This window comes from Paenibacillus sp. N3/727 (assembly GCF_022637315.1).
GTDB classification, from domain to species: Bacteria; Bacillota; Bacilli; order Paenibacillales; family Paenibacillaceae; genus Paenibacillus_AQ; species Paenibacillus_AQ uliginis.
The window spans coordinates 3,123,629-3,141,293 of sequence record NZ_CP093336.1 but is presented as its reverse complement, the minus strand read 5'-3'; the positions used below and the strand labels follow the sequence as shown (position 1 = coordinate 3,141,293).

Annotated in this window: 8 protein-coding genes; all 8 read left to right on the top strand. The window is 57.5% G+C overall.

Annotated features, from left to right (window positions below; all coding sequences use genetic code 11):
- Positions 1 to 3 precede the first annotated feature (3 nt).
- The 8 genes from MNQ98_RS14390 to MNQ98_RS14355 all read left to right on the top strand — a co-directional run bounded on the left by MNQ98_RS14390 (position 4) and on the right by MNQ98_RS14355 (position 17,601).
- On the top strand, positions 4 to 876 hold the full coding sequence (locus MNQ98_RS14390) for a CPBP family intramembrane glutamic endopeptidase (protein WP_241933779.1): 873 nt from the start codon (positions 4 to 6) through the stop codon (positions 874 to 876).
- Between the two features lie 4 nt (positions 877 to 880).
- Positions 881 to 1,690, top strand: coding sequence for a CPBP family intramembrane glutamic endopeptidase (locus tag MNQ98_RS14385; protein WP_241933778.1), 810 nt, complete (start codon positions 881 to 883; stop codon positions 1,688 to 1,690).
- Positions 1,687 to 2,490 carry a CPBP family intramembrane glutamic endopeptidase gene (locus MNQ98_RS14380; RefSeq protein WP_241933777.1) on the top strand — a complete coding sequence of 268 codons (804 nt, stop codon included), beginning with the start codon at positions 1,687 to 1,689 and terminating at the stop codon, positions 2,488 to 2,490. The genes MNQ98_RS14385 and MNQ98_RS14380 overlap by 4 nt, the downstream gene beginning before the upstream one ends.
- A 14-nt stretch (positions 2,491 to 2,504) precedes the next feature.
- The gene (locus MNQ98_RS14375; protein WP_241933776.1) at positions 2,505 to 12,740 is read left to right on the top strand and encodes a non-ribosomal peptide synthetase; all 10,236 of its coding nucleotides are present in this window, start codon (positions 2,505 to 2,507) and stop codon (positions 12,738 to 12,740) included.
- A 33-nt stretch (positions 12,741 to 12,773) separates the two neighbouring features.
- Entirely contained in the window at positions 12,774 to 13,745 is a 972-nt protein-coding gene (locus MNQ98_RS14370) for a hypothetical protein (RefSeq protein WP_241933775.1), read from the top strand.
- 7 nt (positions 13,746 to 13,752) lie between these two features.
- The gene (locus MNQ98_RS14365; protein ID WP_241933774.1) at positions 13,753 to 14,502 is read left to right on the top strand and encodes a thioesterase II family protein; all 750 of its coding nucleotides are present in this window, start codon (positions 13,753 to 13,755) and stop codon (positions 14,500 to 14,502) included.
- Between the two features lie 21 nt (positions 14,503 to 14,523).
- Entirely contained in the window at positions 14,524 to 15,804 is a 1,281-nt protein-coding gene (gene fabD, locus MNQ98_RS14360) for an ACP S-malonyltransferase (protein WP_241933773.1), read from the top strand.
- 297 nt (positions 15,805 to 16,101) lie between these two features.
- The gene (locus tag MNQ98_RS14355; protein ID WP_241933772.1) at positions 16,102 to 17,601 is read left to right on the top strand and encodes a M20/M25/M40 family metallo-hydrolase; all 1,500 of its coding nucleotides are present in this window, start codon (positions 16,102 to 16,104) and stop codon (positions 17,599 to 17,601) included.
- The last annotated feature ends 64 nt before the right edge of the window (positions 17,602 to 17,665 follow it).

Sequence of the window (17,665 nt, the reverse complement as noted above, 5' to 3'; positions counted from 1 at the left end):
CCTGTGAAAAAAGTGTTGACCATGATAGGGAATATCGCGCTTTATCTCGGGGTCTTTTATGCGCTGCTCTATCTGCTTCGCTCTACTTACAATTACGAAGTGACGCTGTCCTTCGCCAAGTTTCTGGATCGCAACCCGGCCATGTTTATGGTCGTTCTGTTCACGCTGATTACGCTTGTGTACATGCTCATCTTTCGTATCAAAGGATGGATCTGGCCCCATGCGGAAAAAAATATATTCCGCGCGTCGGGCTTCAAACGGCTGAGCGCCTCACGCGTCTTACTGATGATTGGCCTGGGTCTTGCCGGAAGCTTGTTCAGCATCGGCCTTATCGTCATTGACGATATTGCGCAGCAATTTCCATCCATTCCCGCGCTGGTCGACGATCTGATCAAGGGGGATTCGATCTGGTACGTCATTCTGGGCGCCGGTTTGATCGGCCCGGCATTTGAAGAAATATTGTTCAGGGGCCTTATTTTCAGCGAGCTTCGCAGGGTTATGCCGGTATATGTGGCCTTGGTGCTGCAAGCCGCGGCTTACGCCTACTTTCAGCCGAGCGCGGCACTATCGGTCATCAGCATCGGTTCGGGCCTGATTTACGGGTCGCTGTATTTACGCACCGGGTCGCTGTGGGCGCCTATTCTGGTACAGAATACGGCCATGGGCACAATCTTTCTATTTAAATACATAGGGTTCTACGAATGGTTTGATAAGCTGGGCGATGTTTCTCTGTATATCATTACAGCGTTCTGTCTGGCTGCGTTGATTGGAGGTTCCGTCTATGTCTGGCGGACCTCCGGCAACGGCAGCATCGGCGCACGCGCCGGTCAAGCGCTGACGGCTGACGCGCCATCGGCAGCACAAAAGGGGGGATGACCGCATGAAGGCGTGGGGAATGATGCTGGCTCGCGTGGCTGTTGTTATCGGCCTGTATTTTGCATGGTTTTTTACCGTGACGACATTATTTTTCGATTATGTGTACCCCAGAAGCACGTGGTTTGAACAGAACACGGTAACCGTCATTATTTTGAACGATATGGTGGGTTTGCCGCTCATGCTGCTGGCCTGGAGGTTTATATTCAAAGAAAATCTGTTTAAGGCGGTTAAGTTCCGCGTGATGAGCGTCAAATCGGTGGCGATCGCTTTATGGATCGGGCTTGGAGCCGGCTTGTTTACGGTCGCTTTCTCCCGGCTTCCCGCCATTGCATCGGACAAGTACCAGTTCCGCGAATTGTTTGATTACCTGAACCGTGCGGAATGGTATGTATTTCTGGTTTTCCTGATTCTAGGAAATATTTACAAGGAGACGTTGTTCAGAGGCATTCTGATGAATGAGTTCAGACGCGTTCTCCCAGTTTGGATCGCAATTGTGATTCAGGGTGTGTTGTACGGGGCGTTGTTCTTTTTCGGAGACATTCCGTTGTCGCTGTACGGTTTTGTCGGCGCAGTTATTTTTGCGCTCTTGTATGTCTGGTTTAAATCCATCTGGGCGCCGATTGCCGCGCAAGTCGCCTGTCAGGGCAGCCAGTACCTGCTTTGGCATTACGGGCCGGAGACGACGGACGTCACCGTCATGTCCGTCGTGATGGCTGTGGCGGCCGCCATGATTGCGGTTGGCATATTCCTTGCGGTCAAGCATCGCTCTTCGATCTCCGCGTCGCTGTCTTCCGAGGCGGTGACGCCTACGTGAAGGGATTGCGAATAGCGGGAAATACCGGCTTATATTTGGTCATTTATGCGGCGATTGTAATGCTTGTCAATCAAGCGCTCTTCAACTGGGTCGGCGATCCCGGGCTGAAAGACTGGATCAAAGGCAATTCCGGCATTGTGCTGATTGTATCCAATATTATCGTACTTGCCGTCTATCTTCCGCTGCTGCGCTGGCAAAAAATTTCGCTGAAGGATTTGGGGTTTGTTCCTGCGCGCGGGAGATCGTTGCTACTGTCTGCAGGGACTGGCGTCTGGCTTGGCTTGTTTATCGCCGTGTTTACCCGTCTTCCGTGGATAAAAGCGACATTTCCGGCCATTTCTGATCTTGTCGCTTTTGTCGCCGGTGGCAGCCTGATCGTTTTTGTGCTCGGCAGCTTGCTGCTGGGGTCTTTGCTGGAGGAATGGCTGTTCAGAGGAATGCTGTTCCATACGCTCAGTCAAAGTCTTTCGGTTCTGTGGACGGTTCTGCTTCAGGCCGTATTGTTCGGCGCGGTATTTATGAATGTGTCGGTTGGCGCATTTGCGGCGCTGGGCGCGATTCTTTACGGCGCCGTTCGCGCCGGCTCGCATTCGCTTTGGGGGGCGCTTGCGGCCCATGTGTGCAGTACAGGTACCTTGTATATCGTGCTGCAATGGGCGGGCGATTGGCAGTCCGGTACGCTTGGATTATTAGCTCTGATCAGCGGACTCGGCATCGCGGCGCATGTGTTGCTGCTGCTGCGCGGGAGGGGCGGAAGGGTGAAAAAAGAACAGGCCGTCAGCGATTCTATTACTATCTAGGAGGGAAGGGCGCCATGTTTCAACTGGATTTGCTGGATACCAAAAAGGACACATCCGGGCGGAAGGGGCGGAGCGGGGGATCCGTCTCCAATGTTTCCCTCAAGGATATTGCGATTGTTGGGATATCCGCCAAGCTGCCGCACGCGGAATCGCACGAAGCCTTCTGGGAGCTTTTGCGGAGCGGCAAGGACCTGGTAGGCGGGTTTCCGGATTCCCGCAAGGAGGAATTAAAGCCGTATTTGCGCCGCATGGAGGCGCAATACGGCTCCGTTTCCTTTTTTGACGGGGCGTATATCGAAGATATTTCAGGTTTTGACTATTCTTTTTTCCGGCTTTCGCCCAAGGAAGCCTCGCTCATAAGTCCGGCGCAGCGCCTGTTCCTGCAGACGGCCTGGGGCGCACTTGAGAATGCGGGGTACGGCGGAGATGCGCTGCATGGTTCGCGCACCGGCGTCTTTATCGGCTATAACGGGGACGCACTGCATGATTACAAGCGAATCATCGAAGCAATGAACCCGGACGCCTTGTCCATGGCGGCGCCCGGCAATCTGAGCTCCATGATACCGAGCCGGATTTCGTATTTGCTTAATTTGCGCGGACCGGCGATCAGCGTGGACACCGCCTGCTCCTCCTCGCTAGTAGCGGTCCATCTGGCATGCCAATCGATCCGCAGCGGCGAATGCGAGACGGCGATTGCCGGCAGCGTCAAAATTAACGTGCTGCCGCTGGATAGCGGCATACGGCTTGGCATCGAGTCAAGCGACAACCGGGCTAGAACGTTCGACGACTCGGCGGACGGAACGGGCATCGGCGACGGCGTGATCGCGCTGCTGCTGAAGCCGCTGTCCCGCGCGCAGGAGGACGGCGACCATATTTATGCCGTCATCAAAGGCAGCGCGATGAATCAGGATGGCAGCTCGGTTGGCATTACCGCCCCGAACGCCCTCGCTCAGGAAGACGTCATTGCGCGCGCCTGGCAGGATGCGGACATTGATCCCGAAACGGTTACGTATATGGAGGCGCACGGCACGGGAACCTCGCTGGGCGACCCGATCGAAATCGACGGGCTGACGCGCGCCTTCCGGAGATATACCGATAAACGGCAATTTTGCGCCATCGGCTCACTGAAAACAAATATCGGCCATCTCGATCATGCCGCCGGCATTGCAGGGCTGCTCAAGGCGATTCTGTCGCTTGTCCACAAGCAGCTTCCGCCAACGCTTCATTACCGCTCGCCGAACCGCAACATTCCGTTTGTGGATTCGCCCGTTTATGTCAATGACGAATTGACGCCATGGCAGACGGACGGCGAAGCAAGAAGATGCGGAGTAAGCGCGTTCGGTATGAGCGGGACCAATTGCCATGTTGTGCTGGAGGAGGCTCCCGCCGGGATGCCTTCGAGTCTTTCGGACAGAGCGGAGCTGTTCTGCTTGTCCGCGCACAGCATGACGGCACTGGAGCGGCTCGTGCTGCTGATACGGGACTGGGTTCTACAGCAACGCGGCGATGAGAGCCGCAGCCTGGCCGACCTTTGCTACACCCTGGTCGTCGGCCGGGGAGTCCATCGGTATCGCTTGGCGATTGCGGTAAGCAGCTGGGAAGAGCTTGCCCAGACCTTGCATGCTGCAGTCGAAAGCGGCCTTACCGACCTTGCGCTGCCGAACGTCCGCTTCGGGACGGCAGATTCGGCTGCGGCCGGGAATATGCGGCAGCAACCCGTTCCAAACGAACGTGAAATGGAAGCGCTGGAGCTGGGCCAACGTTACGTGGGCGGATACGAGATCGACTGGAAGGCATTCTATCGGGGACAATGCCGCCATCGGCTACCGCTTCCGACGTATCCGTTCGATTCTCACCGCTGCTGGGTGGAGGAGGCGCGCGCCGGAGCGGCGCTTCATACGCCAATTGCGGCCTGGAGCGGATATTCGCTGGTTGGGGATATCCCCGAGGAGCTTGAGCAAGAAATGAACGAGACGTTTGCCAGATGGCAAGCCGCGATGGAGCGGAGCGGCGGGATGACAAGTCAGCGCCGCCGCAGCGTTGCGTTAACCGGGGGGCGTTCTGGTCTGGAATGGGAGCAACAAGTCGCGGATGTTTGGGGAGAGCTACTCGGTTATAACGAATTGCCTGCGGATGCCGGGTTTTATGAGCTAGGTGGAGATTCCATCATTGCGCTCAAAATTGTAAACCGACTCAGCGAACTTGCGGGCGTCCGCATTCAGGCGGCGGATTTACTGGGGCATGCGGATCTGCCTTCGTTCACGGCCTTGATCGAGCGACGGATCAGGGAGAGTGGCGAGGCGACAGCGCAAAGAATGAACGCTCAGCACGATGGACAAGGGGCGGACGTTGGGAACGGCTGGCTTAATGGGCAAGCGACGGCCGGCATCCGTGACGGAGCAAGAGCGGACGGCGGGCATGTCGGGCCATTAACCGGCCAAGCGGCAGACTCTTTGTCTGGCGATACACTGGAGCCGATACCAAAGGCGGCCCCGCAAGAGCATTATCCGGTTTCATCGCCACAGAAACGCATGTATTTGCAGCAGCAGGCGGTGCCGGATGATCGCAGCTACAATTTGCCCGAATTATTGCACTTGGACGGGGCTATGGATGCAGACCGGCTGGAGGCCGCCCTGCAAGCCATCGTGGAGCGTCACGAGACGCTTCGCACCACCTTCCACGTCATCGACGGAGAGATCAGGCAGCGCATTCACGCCGCCATTCCTTTCCGCCTGATTCGCATGGAAGTCGATGAAGCGGAAGCGGACGGTGTGTTGCAAAGCTTGTACCAGCCGTTCAGGCTCGATACGGCTCCGCTGCTCCGCGCAGCCTTGCTGACGCTAGGGCCGGAGCGCCATATGCTGTTTCTTGATATGCATCATATTGCATCCGACGGCATGTCGGCGGGTATCCTTTTGTCCGACCTGATGACTTTATATCAGGGCGGTTCGTTGCCGCCACTGCCGCTGCAATACAAGGATTATGCGGTATGGCAGGAGAGCAGTCCGCTCTCCGGGAACGCCGAACGGTATTGGCGCGAGCAATGCCGGGGAGACTGGCCGCTGCTTGCGCTTCCGACCGATGCCCCGCGTCCGCCCGTCAAAAGCAATCGCGGCGAAACGTTCGACGTGTATGTCGAGGCCGGTTTGATGACAGCTGTGCGCAGCCTGGCGGCCGAATCGGGCGCAACTCCGTTTATGGTGCTGCTATCGGCATATTACACTTTCCTCGCCCACTATACAGGGGCCGAGGACATTGCCGTCGGCACGCCGATTGCGGGACGGAACCGACGCGAGCTGGAAGCGATCGCGGGCATGTTCACCGGCACGCTGGCGCTGCGCGCTTATCCGCGCGCGGACAAGCCGTTCAAAGCCTTTTTGTCCGAAGTGAAAGAGATGGCGACCGGGGCTTACGCCCACGCCGATTATCCATTCGAGGAAATCGCGCAATGGATGGACAAAAGGGACGCCAGCCGGAGTCCACTGTTTGACACGATGTTCATCATGCAAAACCTAGGCATTCCAAACGCTTCGTCGGAAGGATTATCGTATCGCCACCAGCGCTTTGAGCATGGCACGGCCAAATACGATTTGATGATTCAGGCCGTGGAGCAAGGCGCGAAATTGCGGCTCGTCGTGGAATACAATACGGATCTGTTCCGCCGCGCGACAGTCGAGCGGTTCATGCGGCATTATGTGCAACTGCTGCGCAGCGTGACGCTTCGTCCCGACGCCGCGCTCGGCGAAGCAGAGATGCTGACGGAGGAGGAGCGCCTGTACATGCTGGCGCTGGGGAGACGCGATGCGGATTTTCCGCCGCCGCGCTGTCTGCATGATTGCTTCAAGGAACAGGCCGCGGCCGTTCCCGACCTGCAGGCCGTATCTTGCGGCGGTGAATCCATGACCTATCGGGAGCTGGATCACCGCACCGATGCGCTGTCGCGAACCTTGCGCGCCAAAGGTGTGGGACGCGGCAGCGTAGTCGGCATCATGGCGGAGCGCTCCATCCCCATGCTGACCGCTATGCTCGCCGTTATGAAAACCGGAGGCGCTTATATGCCTATAGATCCGCATTATCCCGGGGAGCGCATCTGCTATATGCTGGAGGACAGCGGCGCGGAGCTGGTATTCGCGGACGGCGCACATGCCGGAGCCGCGGCAGTCGTATCGGCCACCTTGCAGGTGCTGGACATTGCGGATGAGACGCTGTTCTCCGGTGGAGACGATGCCGTCGCCCCAAGGCCGCAGGACGCCGCCGATCCGATGTATGTCATCTATACCTCCGGTTCTACAGGTCAGCCGAAGGGCGTCATTGTGCCGCACCGTAGCTTTTACAATTTCGGACATTCGCTCCGGACGTTTTTCGAGGAGCAATACGGCGAGAGAGACAGATGCCTAAGCCTGACCAATATTTCGTTTGACGTCAGCGTAGCGGAGCTGTTTATGCCGCTTATGTTCGGGGCTTGCACGGTGCTTTACCCGGAGCCGAAATTGCTTGATCCGCGGCGAATTGCCGAGGTGATTGCGGAAGAGCGGATTACATTCGCTTATTTGCCGCCGTCTTTGCTGAAAGAGGTTGCGCGGCTGCTTGAGCAATCGGCTTCCGTGATTACACTAGACAAAATGCTCGTTGGGGTAGAGCCGATTAAAGACGAAACGCTGGAACTGTATACGAAGCTTAATCCCGAGATTCGGATTATTAACGGATACGGCCCGACGGAGGCGACGGTTTGCTCCAATATGTACGCATACAAGCCGGGCGCTTATCGGGGCGGCTATGTGCCGATTGGCGGGCCGATGCACAATGTCGAAATTTATATATTCGGCTATGGCGGCCAGCTTTCTCCCCTCGGCGCAGCCGGGGAGCTGTATATTGCCGGCAGCGGCCTTGCCGACGGTTATGTGAACAAGCCAGATATGACAGCCGAGCGCTTTTTGCCGCATCCGTACCGGGAGGGCCGCTTCATGTATCGCACCGGCGATATCGCCAAGTGGCTGCTGGACGGCAATGCGATGTATGTAGACCGGGCCGACCAACAGGTGAAAATTAGAGGCGTGCGGATTGAAATGAACGAGGTTCGCTCGCAATTAATTTCCCTTCCGGAGGTGGAGGATGCGGTTGTGGTCATCCGCGAGCAAGCAAGCGGAGATAAGGAGCTATGCGCGTATGTGGTCGCTTCGGACAAGCTCCCTTCGCGGGAATGGCGAAGAAGACTGAAAGACAAGCTGCCGGAGGCGATGATTCCGGCCTATATCGCGGCGATTGACGCGATACCACTGACGCCGAACGGGAAAGTGGATCGGCGTGCCTTGCCGGAGCTGGAATTTGGGCTTCGGGAGCGTGGAGAGCCGGAGCTGCCGCGAGACGAGATGGAAGAGCGTGTCGCAGCCATTTGGAAGGAAGTGCTGGGCGATACGTCTGGGCCAATCGGTATTCACGACGACTTTTTCGAGCTTGGCGGCCACTCCTTGAAGGCTGCCGTGTTGGCGGGCAAGCTGCAGCAGGCGACGGGCGCCCTGGTTCCGCTCAGCCTGATATTCGAGCTTACCTCCATTGCGGAAATGGCCGCCTGGCTGAAGAAGCGGGACGGCACTGCTGCGGCGGCTGATCCGATCCCGAAGGCGGAGCGCCGCGAGTGGTACCCGATGTCGCGCGCCCAGCGCCGCCAATATATGATGCAGATGCTGGCCGGAGACGCCACCATGTATCATGTGCCGTTTGCGCTCCGCTTGCAGGGCAGGCTGGATGTGGCGCGGCTGGAAGACGCATTTACGGCGCTGATCGGTCGCCACGAAAACTTGCGGACGACCTTCCAAATGACAAAGGATGAGTTCAGGCAAAGGGTTCATCCGCCGTATGCGTTCAAGCTGGAAGAGCTGAACCCAGCAGCGTTGACCGGGGACGAAGCGCCGCCGGACAGCGCCGAGGTGACGAGGCTGATGGAAGTCTTCCAGCGGCCGTTTCATCTGGACAAGCTGCCGCTGCTGCGGGCGGGGCTGCTGCGGCTGAATGAGGAAGATCACCTGCTGCTGCTGGATGTTCATCACATTATTACGGACGGCGTATCCTCCGGTTTGCTGGTGAATGAGCTTTCGCAGCTGTATGCCGGACAGTCGCTGCCGGAGCTGCGCGTGCAATACAGCGATTATGCGGTGTGGCAGGAAGCCAAATTTGCAAATGCCGCTTATGCGGAGCATGAGCAGTACTGGATGGAAGTCTTTGAAGGCAAGCGTTCTGTGCTGGAGCTGCCAACCGATCGGCCGCGGCCGTCTCTGCCGAGCTATAGGGGCCGCCGCCATTCGTTCCGGCTGGACGCGGGGACAACGGCGGAGGCGCGAAAGCTGGCGCGGGAAGCGAAGACGACGCTGTATACGGTGCTGCTGGGCGCTTTTGCCGCGATGCTGGCCAAATACAGCGGGCAGGCCGAAGTGATTGTGGGCACCCCCGCCGCCGGCAGAGAGCATGCCGATACGCATGGCATGATCGGCATGTTTGTCAACACGCTGGCGCTGCGGACAAGGCCGGAAAGAGACAAGACGGTACGGGCCTATATGGCGGAGCTGCATAACCATGTCGTAGAGGCGCTTTCGCACCAGACGTATCCTTTCGAGGAGCTCGTCGAAGGGCTGAAGGCAGATAGGGACAGAAGCCGCAATCCTCTGTTTGACGCCATGTTTGTCTTGCAAAATATGGACCGGGCGGTGATGGAAGCCGGCGGCCTCGTCTTTGGCGAAATGCCGTTTGAGGCGGGAACAAGCAAGTTCGACCTGACTCTGGAAGCGGTGGAGCGGGAAGCGGAAATCGAGCTTCAACTGGAATACGCAACGGATTTGTTTCATGAGGAAACCTCGCGCCGCATGGCGGAAAGCTATACCGTACTCGTGCGGGAGATGTGCAGATCGCAGGGTCGCACGGTCGGCGAGCTTGAGCTGATGAGTGAAAGGGAGCGGGAGCAATTGCTGGCTCAGTTGGCCGGAGGAGGCATGCCGGTACAGGCCGCGAGTAGAGAGGGGGGCAGTGGTAGGATGGAAATTCGAGCTGAGAGAGGCATGACGGACCGGCAAGAAGACGCGGGAGCGGCTTCAACGCAAGCAACGGTGGAATGGACGGGGTTTGTGCAGGAAGTGGAACGCCAGGCGGCGCGTACGCCGGATGCGGCGGCGATTCAATTCGGCACGGAGACGGTGACGTACGCCGAGCTGAACGAACGCGCGAATCGGCTTGCCCATTCCTTGCGGGCGAAGGGTGTGGGGCCTGAGCGCATTGTCGCGCTGATGGCGTCCCGCAGCCCGCTGCTGCTTGTCGCCATTTTGGGTGTTTTGAAAGCCGGAGGCGCATATGTCGCTATTGATCCGGCTTACCCGAAAGAGAGGATCGACTGGATGCTTGAGGATTGCGGAGAAGTGCTTCTGCTGACGGAAAAAGCATATGCGGGAGTCGTAACGAGAGCCGTTGCCGAAATGTATCTGGACGATCCGGAGCTGCATGCGGCGGACAGAGGCAATCCGGAGTGTGTCCATAAGCCGGACCATTTGGCGTATGTGCTATATACGTCGGGCTCGACCGGGCGTCCCAAAGGCGTGATGATTGAGCATCGCGGGCTGGCGCATTTCATCAGCGGCTTCAGAAACCGGATTCCATTTGAGAAGGGCCAGAGCATCCTGGCGATGGCATCGGCCTCCTTTGATATTTTTGTCGTTGAAAATCTGCTTCCGCTCACAATGGGGTTGCGGATTGTATTGGCCAATGAAGAGGAACGGGGGGACGCCGCCTTGCTGCAAGGCCTGATCGACACGCACAGCGTCGATGTGCTGCAAATTACGCCGTCGCGCTTCAAATGGTGGATGAATCAGCGAGGCGAAACGGACGGTTTGCAAAAGCTGCGCATATTGATGATCGGGGCGGAGCCGCTGACGGTCGATGTGCTCGGCAGGCTGCGCGCCGCTACCGGAGGCAGATTGTTTAATTTGTACGGTCCGACGGAGACGACGGTGTGGACCTCAATCCGGGAAGTGACCGAAGGCGAGGACATTTCGATCGGCACGCCGATCGAAGGTTCCGTCATGATGGTGCTTGACGAAGGACTGAAGCTGCAACCGACAGGCGTGACGGGCGAAATTTGCATCGGCGGGCCGGGCGTCGGGCGCGGGTATCTCAGCCATCCCGAATGGGATGTCGCTTTTGTGCCGAATCCGTATGCGCCGGGCGAACGCATGTATCGCACGGGCGACCTTGGGCGCAGGCTTGAAAATGGAGAGTTTGCCTATGCGGGACGCCGCGATTTACAGGTGAAAATCAGGGGGCACCGGATTGAAATCGGTGAAATTGAGCAGTTGCTGCTTCGCCATGAGCAGGTGAAGGAAACGGTCGTCACCGCGTTTCAGGAAGAGGATGGGGAATATGCGCTTTGTGCGTATGTCGTCATGCAGAACGCCCCGGCAGCGGATGCGGAACCGGACGGCGCCGCGCCATCCGACCGGTTGACCGGGCAGCTGCGCGAATATCTCGGGGACAAGCTGCCTTCTTATATGGTTCCGGCCTTCATGGTCGTTCTGGATGCGATTCCGCTTACGCCAACGGGCAAAATCGACAGAAGGGCGCTGCCGAAGCCGGGACCGGCCGACGCTGGCATACGCGAGCTTGTTCCGCTGTCGACGGATACCGAGCGCAAGCTGGCGGAGATTTGGAAGGAGCTGCTCGGTACGGATGCAATCAGCGCCAAGGACAGCTTTTTCGAGCTCGGTGGCCATTCCTTGAAGGCGGCAGGCATGGTCAGCCGCATTGCGGAACGCTTTGGCATCCAAATGCCGTTGCGCGATATTTTTATGAATCCTACGCTTGAAAGTTTAGCAGCTCATCTGGACACTAGTGGAACCGTGGCGGCCGTGCGCATTCCGAAACAGCCGGAGCGCGAGCATTACCCGATGTCAAGGCCGCAGCGCCGCCAATTTATGATGGGGCTGATCTCGGGCGAAGCAACGATGTACCATGTGCCGTTCGCCGTGCATATGCAAGGCAAGCTCGATGTGGAGCGGCTGGAGGAAGCTTTCCTTGCGATAATGCGCCGCCATGAATCGCTCAGAACGACGTTCCATCACGAGGAGGACGAGTTCCGCCAGCGCGTGCATGCGAAGCCGGTATTTACGCTGGAGCAGGGCGCCAGGCTGAGAATGGCGGCGGGCAAGCTGCTCGCGGAAGGCGGAGACGAAGGATTGTTCGGCGGCATCAGTACGTTGATGGAGCGCTTTATCCGTCCGTTTGATCTCGGCCGTCTCCCGCTGTTCCGGGCCGGATTAATTCCACTTGGCGAGGAGCGCCATCTGCTGCTGCTGGACTTTCATCATATTATTACCGACGGCGTCTCCGTCAGCGTCCTGCTGCAGGAACTGACCACTTTGTACGGCGGCGGCGAGCTGCCGGAGCTGGATATCCAGTACCGGGATTACACGGTATGGCAAGAAGAACAAATCGGCAGCGAGGCCTATATGGGACATGAGCGCTACTGGCTGGAGGCGTTCGAAGGGGAGCTGCCGACGCTTGAGCTCAAGACGGCCTCGCCAAGGCCGGAACTGCAAAACTTCGAGGGCGGTCTGATCAACTTCATACTGGATGAGGAGCTGACGCTCAAGATCAAGGCGTTTGCGCGCGAGCGTAGTACGACGTTGTATACGGTGCTGCTCGGGGTTTATTCGATGCTTCTGAGCAAATGGAGCGGTGAGGAGGATATCATTATCGGCACGCCGGTAGCGGGCCGCAATCATGCGGGGCTGGAAGGGTTGATCGGGATGTTCGTCAATACGGTCGCGATTCGTAGCTTCCCGGAATCGTACCGGACCGTTGGCGATTATTTGTCCGAGCTACATGAGGATGTGCTGCGGGCGCTGGAGCACCAGAATTATCCGTTCGAGGATTTGGTGCAAAAGCTGGGAATCGAACAGGACCGCAGCCGCAATCCGCTATTCGACACGATGTTTATTTTGCAAAATATCGATCGCGTCGCTTACCGTTCGGGCGGCATTGAATTCGACCCCAAGGAGTTCGATCCGGGTGTCAGCAAATTCGATTTAACACTTGAAGCGTCGGAGCAGGACGGCAGGCTCCGCTTTGCGCTGGAATATGCAAGAAGTCTTTTCCGCGAAGAGACCGCCCGGGTGCTGGCGGATGATTATACGGCGATCCTACGCGCGCTGGTCGAAGACGGAGCAATGAAAAAAATCAGTGCTGTGCTTGCGGCAAGCAAGCTTGATTGAACCAACATTCTGAGCCTAAGGAGGCGGCGAACGATGAAGCTGTCGATGGAAAGGAAACCGTTTAACGAGTTTTGGATGAACTGCATGCTGAACCAGGCGTTTTCTATTGCGGTGTCGGTGGAGCCCAGCTACAGGGATGCGGCATATTTGAACATTTACCGTTACTATCCTTGGGAGGCGGCAACGGATAAGGACTTCCGCTATCCGACAATTGACACACTGTATTATTTGGACGATCCGGCTAGATTCCCGCTGTCGCAGGTAATTCTCTATATCGAGCCCGGTCATTTCCGCAGCAAGGAGACGGTGCTGGAGGAAATCAGAACGATATTGAAAGGCGGACGCAATTTGAGCGTAAACGTCGATCTATATGACTGGCTGCCGGGCAGCATGGCCTGGAAAAAGTTCCATTGGTATCATTATTCGCTGTTTAACGGATACGACAAGGAGCGAGGTACTTTCTACGTCATTGACGATACGCTTGCGGGCTACGAGGAGCACGAGGTTCCGGAGGAAAGGCTGCTCAAGGCGTACGGCAACTCGGAATACAACGTGAATCCGAACTATTCGGGGCCTGCCTTCTACGTATACAACCTTCAGGAAAAGGTTCAGCCCTACGAGTTGAAGCTGGCTGAAGTGGTGGAAAATGCAGATCGGCTGGCGAGGGAGCTTGGCGAGTTCTCAATAGAGGGCATGTGGAATGTAGATACCGAACCGGAGAAGAAGCAAGCTCATTTGACCTATGGCCTTGTCGGCGTCAACATCATTTGCAACCGTCATATCGCCAACATGTCCCTGCTCCGCTCCATGCGGGAGAAAAGTCTGATCGGCGAAGCGCTATATGAGTCGCTGTCTAGTCAGCTTGGCGCAGTGAGGGATGGATGGGATCAGGTGAAGGACCGCTTTGTGACGGGAGACTTCGAACGCGGCAGAGAGCTGGCACTAGCGGACGATTTGTTCGCAAAGGAAAAGGCGTTCTGGACCACGCTGGTCGCCGGCGTGTAAAGGCCGCTTGCGTCAACATGTTACCCGGGAGGCGGGCGTTATGACGATATCATTAATTTGTTTGCCATATGCAGGAGGCTCCGCACAAGTGTATAAGCGCTGGACGAACCGGCTGCATCCTAGCGTGTCACTGGTGCCGGCTGAACTGGCGGGCAGAGGAAGTCGCATGGGCGAGCCGTTCTATGCGGACGTGGCAGAAGCCGTGAGGGATTTGCTGCCGCTGGTGCTGGAGACGGCGCTTGGCTCCGATTCATATGCTTTATTCGGCCACAGCATGGGCAGCCTGCTTGGGTATGAAGTGCTGCATGCGCTGCGGCAGGAAGGATTCCCGCTGCCTAGGGCAGTCTTCCTCTCCGGCAGAGGGGCGCCGCATTGCGAGTGGGAAGAGGCTCGCCGGACCCATATGCTTCCGGATGATGAGTTTCTCGAGGAACTGAAACGGCTCGGCGGCATGCCGGGCGAGCTGTTCCGGCATCAGGAGCTGCTGGATATGTTTATGCCGATCCTAAGAGCCGACTTCAAGCTTGTCGGCGAGTACGAGCATCGGATGCGGCCGCCGCTGCCGCTCCGGCTCGCCATCTTGAGCGGCAAAGATGACGGCTACGTCAAAGGTCCGCTAGGTGAATGGGAGCGTTATGCGACGGGAGGCTGCGAGCTGATGCTGTTTGAAGGCGGACATTTTTTCCTGCATGAGCGGGAACGAGATGTTGTAGCGGTGATTAACAAAAAGCTGACCGAGGCGCCTGCCCCGATCTGACCCTGAGGAGCGTGATGGTAAATGCTGAACAAACATGCGATATGGTTTCCCGGTCAGGGCTCGCAGCGCGTCGGAATGGGAAAAGCGCTGAGCGAGCGGCATGCGGTTGTCAAAGCGACGATGGAGGAAGCTAACGAAGCGCTGGGCATGCGCCTTGACAACCTGATGTATGAGGGACCGATGACGGAGCTGACGCGGACGGACAATTCCCAGCCCGCCATTCTTGCGCTTGGCGTGGCGATGTACCGCGTCTACAGCCGGGAATGGGGATACCTACCTGCGATGGCCGCCGGCCACAGCCTGGGCGAGATTACCGCTTTAACCTGCGCGGGGGCCATAACGTTCCCGGATGCGCTCAGGCTCGTACGCCGCCGTGGCGAGTTGATGCAAGGGGCCGCCGCTGCGGGGATCGGCGCAATGGCCGCCGTGAACGGGCCGAGTCCTGATGATGTCGCCAAAGTATGCTTGGAAACCAGCACAGGCTTCGCGGACGGAAGCCGTATTGTTGTGGTATCGAATATGAATTCAGAGCGGCAAACGGTGATTTCGGGACACAAAGAGGCCGTCCATGAAGCGTCCGAAAGACTGTCAGCCCATGGGGCCACAGTCATTCCGCTGCAGGTAAGCGCGCCGTTCCATAGCCCGTTGATGGCGCCGGCGGCGGCGCAATTTGCCGAAGTGCTGGGCCGCGTCTCGTTTGGAGAAATGGATTTTCCCGTAGTTTCCTCCTTGACGGGTCTACCTTACGGGAATACGGCGGAGATCGCGGGTATGCTGGCAAGGGGATTGACGGACCCCGTCAATTGGCCGGAGGTCCTTACATTTCAGAAGAGCATTGGCGTTGCCGCTGCCGTGGAACTGGGTCCGGGCAATGTATTGAAACGGCTGGCTCCATCAGACGGACTGCGCGTATTCGCTTTTGACGACAAGGAGGATGAGGCGCATCTGGTTGCCGCAAGCCGGCAAACGGACGCTTATTCGATTGAACTGCTGAATCGTTGTCTGGCTATCGCCACTTGCGTCCGCAACCGCAACTGGAACGCGGCCGAATATGAACAAGGCGTCGCTTCGCCTTACCGCGGCGTGCAGCAGTTGGTCGAGCGGCTGCGGGAGACGGGAGAGCAAGTGGCGAAGGCGCATGTTCGGCAAGCGCTGGCGATGCTGGAATCGGTGTTTCGCACCAAAGGCACGTCCGCCGAAGAGCAGAAGCGGCGGCTCGCAAGACTGCAGGATGAGTTCGGCCTGCGCAGCTTGCCAGGCGTTTCTGCTGCCGACCGATCATATGCGGGCAGTCTATTATAGTGCGTGTTCAAAAAGGTCGGTTTTCAGCACCGAAGCTTATGCTTCCGATGTGCGTTTTTTCAAAACGCTTCAGTTGGATGAAGCTAGGGTCAGAGGAGCGGAGCTATACGTTTTCGTAGAAAACGACCTCGTAAGCATTTACTTGTAGTGGGTACGTGAGCACCTGAGATGTTTCCGGAGGAAACATGACTTCGGAAGCATCTGCTTAGGCCCGGCTAAATTCAAGATTCGATGTCGAATATGTTTTCAGTGTTACATCGTGTTAGATATAGGATTTATAAGTTATCAACGGAGTTGATGAAATTCTATATCGCAAGAAAACCTACCTCTGAATCGCGGTCGCTCAGCCTTGAATTTGCCTCGATTGGTTTTCTTATCAAAAGCGGACTTTTTGAACAACCTCTTATAGGAAGGAGCGGGGACATGGGTATCCGGCTGGCCAATGACGAGTTTGAACAGGATGGAGCCCGGCGCCCAGCGGAGCTGCCGTCTCCCGTGGAGATTTTGCAGGCATTGATCCGCTTCAATACAACAAATCCGCCGGGCGAGGAAGCCGCATGCGTTATGTATATCCAGCAACTACTTGAGGATGCGGGCATTGAGACGCGGACCTACGCGCTTGATCCGGCCCGTCCCAATCTGCTGGCCAGGATGAAGGGCAGCGGGGAGGCACCGCCGCTGCTGCTGTACGGGCATGTCGACGTCGTTGGCGTCGACATGCAAGCCTGGAGCCGCGACCCGTTCGGGGGCGACATCGAGGGCGGCTTCGTCTGGGGGCGGGGCGCTCTTGATATGAAAGGCGGCGTGGCGATGCTCGTATCGGCTTTCCTCCGCGCGCATGTCCGCAAGCTGCCGCTGCGGGGCGATCTCATTCTGGCGATTGTCAGCGACGAGGAAGCAGGGGGCGAATACGGGGCTTCCTTCCTGGTAGAGCGGCATGCCGATTATTTTGCGGGCGTAAAGTATGCGCTCGGCGAATTTGGCGGCTTCGCGTTTCATGCGCTGGGGAAAACCTTTTATCCGATTATGGTGGCGGAGAAGCAGCTATGTTGGCTCAAAGCGACGATTCGAGGAGACGGAGGCCACGGCTCCATGGGCAAGCCGGGAGCCGATTGCATGGCGCAATTGGGGAACATGCTTCAATCGCTTAACAGGAATAAGCTGCCGATACGTGCGACACCGGCGGCCCGGTTGATGATTGAAGGCATGGCCGCCGCACTGCCGCTGCTGCCGGCGCTGCTGCTGAGAGGGCTGCTGCGTCCCCGGCTGGGCGGCCTCATCCTGAAGCTGCTGGGGGAAAAGGGAGGGACGTTCGCCCCGCTTCTGCGTAATACGGTCAGCGCGACCGTCGTTCGCGGCGGCGAGAAAATCAACGTTCATCCAAGCGAAATTACGGTTGAGCTGGACGGCCGAACGCTGCCGGGCGTCACTCCACAGCAATTTATGGACGAGCTACGCCGATTCGCGATTAATGATTCGATCAGGCTGGAAGTGCTGCGCCATGACCCATGCGCCGCAGCTCCCGACATGGGGATGTTCAGTTTGCTGTCCGATGTGCTGAAAGAAGCGGATAAGGAGGCCGTTCCGGTGCCGATGCTGCTGCCCGGAGGAACGGACGGAAGATTGTTTGCGAGGCTCGGCATCCAAACCTACGGTTTCCTGCCAATGCCGCTGCCCAAGGACATGCAGTTTACCAAACTGATTCATGCGGCGGATGAACGCATTCCCGTTGAAGCGATCGGGTTCGGCACGGATGCGATTTACCGGGTGCTGGAGCGGTATGGAGTGCAGCCGTGATGTCTTTTAAAACGTTTTGAATATTCGCATATTTACAATTTTATTAGCGCTTGAAATGCAAATG